The sequence below is a fragment of the Nocardia farcinica genome (assembly GCF_029867845.1).
GTDB lineage: Bacteria > Actinomycetota > Actinomycetes > Mycobacteriales > Mycobacteriaceae > Nocardia > Nocardia farcinica_A.
On sequence record NZ_JARWRU010000212.1, the window covers coordinates 1 to 3,833 of the forward strand.

Annotated in this window: 3 protein-coding genes and 1 pseudogene; 2 read left to right on the top strand and 2 right to left on the bottom strand. The window is 70.7% G+C overall.

The window, feature by feature from the left end:
• Positions 1 to 16: 16 nt before the first annotated feature.
• Both QH283_RS04330 and QH283_RS04335 read right to left on the bottom strand, forming a co-directional pair.
• On the bottom strand, positions 17 to 856 hold the full coding sequence (locus tag QH283_RS04330) for a condensation domain-containing protein (RefSeq protein WP_280501722.1): 840 nt from the start codon (positions 854 to 856) through the stop codon (positions 17 to 19).
• A gap of 333 nt (positions 857 to 1,189) precedes the next feature.
• A complete protein-coding gene (locus tag QH283_RS04335) occupies positions 1,190 to 1,975 on the bottom strand; it encodes an IclR family transcriptional regulator (protein ID WP_280501723.1) in 786 nt (261 codons plus the stop codon).
• 189 nt (positions 1,976 to 2,164) lie between these two features.
• On the opposite strand from QH283_RS04335, the gene QH283_RS04340 reads away from it, so the two are divergent.
• A complete protein-coding gene (locus QH283_RS04340) occupies positions 2,165 to 3,460 on the top strand; it encodes an acyl-CoA dehydrogenase family protein (RefSeq protein ID WP_280501724.1) in 1,296 nt (431 codons plus the stop codon).
• A pseudogene (locus QH283_RS04345) lies at positions 3,460 to 3,833 on the top strand (aldehyde dehydrogenase family protein); the annotation flags it as partial. The gene QH283_RS04340 and the pseudogene QH283_RS04345, both read left to right, overlap by 1 nt.

The following is a 3,833-nucleotide window of genomic DNA, read 5'->3' on the forward strand; positions in this document are numbered from 1 at the left end:
GCGGGGTGCCGGGCTGCTAGACCACCCGGGGGGGGGGGCGGTTAATCGGCCCGTGTATGGCGGCTAACCCCGCGACCACCACCTGGGCGGGCGAGGCGTGCAGGTCCGCGGCGAACCGGTCGAGCCGTTCGCTCAGCTCACGCGGCAGTTGCCTGCCCGCCACGTGGTCGACCTCGCTGTGGCGGGCGGCCCGGCCCGCCAGGCTCGGCGGGGCGGGCAGGTCGGCGATCCGTTCGCGCCAGTACGCCCGGTCGGCCTCGAAGCGCTTGCTCTCCCGGTAGGCGCGTTCGGTCTCGGCGATCTCGCGCAGGTCGGCGGCCTCCAGCCGCGGCGGCTGCCCGCCCTCGAGCAGGGCGTTGTAGTGCTGGACGACGCGGCTCATGACGTTGAAGGCGCCGTAGCCGTCGATCACCAGGTGGTGTGCCCGCGCGTACCACAGGTAGCGCTGTTCGCCGATGCGGATGACCCGTCCCGCGGCCAGCCGGTCGCGGGCCAGGTCGACCGCCCTGGTGCTGTGCTCGCGGCGCATCCACTCCATGGCCGCCGCGTACGGATCCGGCTCGTCGCGCAGGTCGAGCATCGACTCGGTGTAGGTGATCTCGCGGTCGACGTATTGATAGGGCACGCCGTCGACCTCGACCACCCGCACGACCAGGGACTCGGTCTCCCGGCCCGCGATGTTGACGGCCTCGGTGAGCAGGCCGACATCGAGCGGTCCCTCGATGTCGACGTAGTGGGCGATATTGACGGCGGGCCTTCCGGGCAGGTTCTCCGCCAGCCACATGCTGTACTGCGCCCGCGACAGCGGTATCAGATTGCTGTTGTCGGTGGGGACTGCGGCTGTTTCGCGGTTCATCCCGCCCTCTCGCTCACCTTCGCGGATACAGAGAGCACCGCAATCGTGTGGCTACCGGCACTCGCCTGTCTGTTTTCCCGCCCCGGCCGAATCGAGGCGGCCCATATCCGCACCCCCTACCCCCGGGTGCGCCGAAGAGCTTTTCGCTATCACGCCTGCTGTGCAGAGTTTACGCACATCCGCGGAGTAGCCGCAGGCAGTCGAGATCATTCACGCGAGGTGTTGCGAACACGAGCGTCCGTCGGACGTATCGCCGTTTCAGCACAATCACGGCAAATGCGATCTTCCGCACGAGGAGACCGGCCGGATACCCGCGGAAGCGGCGCGGTGGCCTCAGCCGGCGTAGCCGAGCTGGGCGGAGACGGCCCGTCCCGCCTCGAGCAACAGCGGAACGAACTCGTCGGCCTTCGGCTCGAAGCGCGACTGCGGGGCGCACACGCTGATGGCGGCCATGACGCCGCCGTCGTGATCGAGGACGGGAACCGCCAGCGAGGCGGCGCCGACCTGACGCTCGCCGACCGAGAGGGCGTACCCGCGCTCGCGGATGGCAGCCAGTTCGGCGCGCAGCGCGGCCCGATCGGTGATGGTGGCGTCGGTGAAGGCCACCAGCTCCTGCCTGCTCAGGTAGTCGTCGATCTCGGCCGGTTCCAGACAGGCCAGGATGACCTTGGACGAACTGCCCGCGTAGAGCGGATAGGGCACACCGAGGGTGACCTCGACCCGCAGCTCCTGGTCGGGGACGACCTGATCGACGTACATCCTGGTGTCGCCGCGCCGGATCGACAGTGTGACCGTCTCGCCGGTGCGCGCGCCGAGGCGGCGGAGTTCCGGCGCGGCCATGATGCGCAGATCGGTGCGCGCCATGTAGGCGCGGCCGAGCGCGATCGCGGCGTGACCGAGGGTGTAGCGCCGGGTGGAGGGCTCGAACGCGATGAGGTCGCGATTGCGCAGCGCGGTGAGGATGCGGTGCACGGCGGCCTTGGTGATGCCCAGTTCGGTGGCGATCTCCGTGACGCCCAGGTCGGCGCGGCCGGAGCGGCCGAACAGCAGCAGCACGTCCATCGCGCGCTCGACGGCGGCGATCGACCGGCTCGGGCTCTCGGATTCGGTGACGGACACGATTGCCAGTGTAGGGGACAGGATTTCCCCAGGGGAAACACCGCGGCGAGCGCGTTCCCCTTGCGGGCCCACTCCCCGGGCGTTACCTTGTGCGAGACGATGTTTCGACTATGGAAACGAGGAGCATCGTGGATCCCACTCTCCTGACGGGGGGCCATTCCCATGATCGGTGAACGACTCGTCGAAGACATGACCGCGGCCGAACGCGAGCGCACCGAGCGAGTGGATTCGGTGCTACCGGCCCTGCGCGCGGCGGCCGACGAAGCCGACGCCACCGGCACCTTCCCCGCGGGCCACGTGGCCCTGCTGCGCGAGGCGGGCCTGCTCGGGCTGATCGTCCCGGAGAAGTACGGCGGCCTCGGCGGCGGACTGCGCGACCTCGCGGCCGCCACCTACGCGATGGGCACGGCCTGCCCGTCCACGGCGCTGTCCTATTTCTTCCACAACACCAGCGCCTCCCGCGGCCTGCTGCCGCTGGAGGCCATCGACGCCGGGCTCTTCGCGGCCGACGAGGTCCCGGTGGTCGCGGCCTTCGCCGAAAAGGTGCTCACCCGCATGGCCGAGGGCGTGTGGCTGGCCAACTTCGCCTCCGAATCGGTGAAGACCGAAGCCGCCAACATCACCATCGCCACCACCGCGACGAAGGTGGACGGCGGCTGGATCCTCGACGGGGAGAAGTCCTTCGGTTGCGCCACCGGCGTGGCCGACTACTACCTCACCTCGGCCAAGCTGGACGGTTACGACACCGCCGCGGGCATCGCCACCTTCTTCGTGCCGAGGGACGCGCCGGGGGTGAGCACGCGCGCGCCCTGGAACGGGCTCGGCATGCGCGCCACCGCCAACAACGGCATCCGGCTGGACAACGTCTTCATTCCCGAGGACGAGGCGCTCACGGTGCCCGGCTCGTTCCCGAAGATGCTCAGCCAGAGCCGGGGCAGCTTCGTGGGCAATCAACTCGCCATCGCCGCCGCCTACACCGGCTGCGCGCAGAACGTCTACGACGAGGCGCTGGCGGCGGCCACCTCCAGGACCTTCGCCGACACCGGCAAACCGGTGGCCTCCTCGCCGGTGCACCAACTGCTGTTCGGGGAGATGACCAGGCAGTTGCAGACCGCCTACCTGTGGCTGCGCTACCAGCTGGCCATCGAGACGGCCGAGCCGCCGATCAAATCCAAGCAGGACGTGTTCGCCCAGTGGCGGCTGGGCAAGGGCTCGGTGACCGAGGCCTGTTTCCAGGTGGCGCTCGGCGCGTTGAAGGCGGGCGGCACCTCGGCGGCGTCCATGCAGGGACCGGCGGGGCGGGCGCTGCGGGATCTGGCCATGGGCCTGGTGATGACCTTCCCGGCCGAGCGCGGCATGCTCGAGGTCGCCAGGATCGTCACCGAGGCCAAGGCCAACGAGCTGTTCACCACCGCGCCCGCCGATCCCGCCCCCGCCGCCGTGCCCGCCGAGACCGCGCCCCCAGCCCCCGCCGAGGCGCGCTGATGGAGATCTCGCTGCCCGAGGTGCTCGACTACGTCGACGGCGAATGGCGCACGCCCACCGTCGATCTCGGTTTCGAGCTGGAGGATCCGGCTACCGGCGCGCCGACCGTGCGGGCGATCGGCACACCCGCCGAGCGGATCGAGCGCGCCCTGGCGGTGGCGGCAGGCGCGAGCGGCCCGGTGGACCCGGACGCGCTCGACGCGATCGCCTGCGCGCTGGAGCCGCGGCTGGAGACGCTGGCCGCCCTCGACGCCGCGACGACCGGCGTCCCGCTGCGCCAGACCGCCCCGCTCGGCGTGATCGTCGCCGGAGCGTTCCGGCTGGCCGCCCAGCAGATCAGGGCGGGCATCCTGCGCGTGGACCGCGACGGCGG

Bases quoted from the DNA above. Each gene is read 5' to 3' on its own strand.
- QH283_RS04340 (WP_280501724.1), top strand. From the start codon at position 2,165: ATGACCGCGGCCGAACGCGAGCGCACCGAGCGAGTGGATTCGGTGCTA.
- QH283_RS04330 (WP_280501722.1), bottom strand. From the start codon at position 856: ATGAACCGCGAAACAGCCGCAGTCCCCACCGACAACAGCAATCTGATA.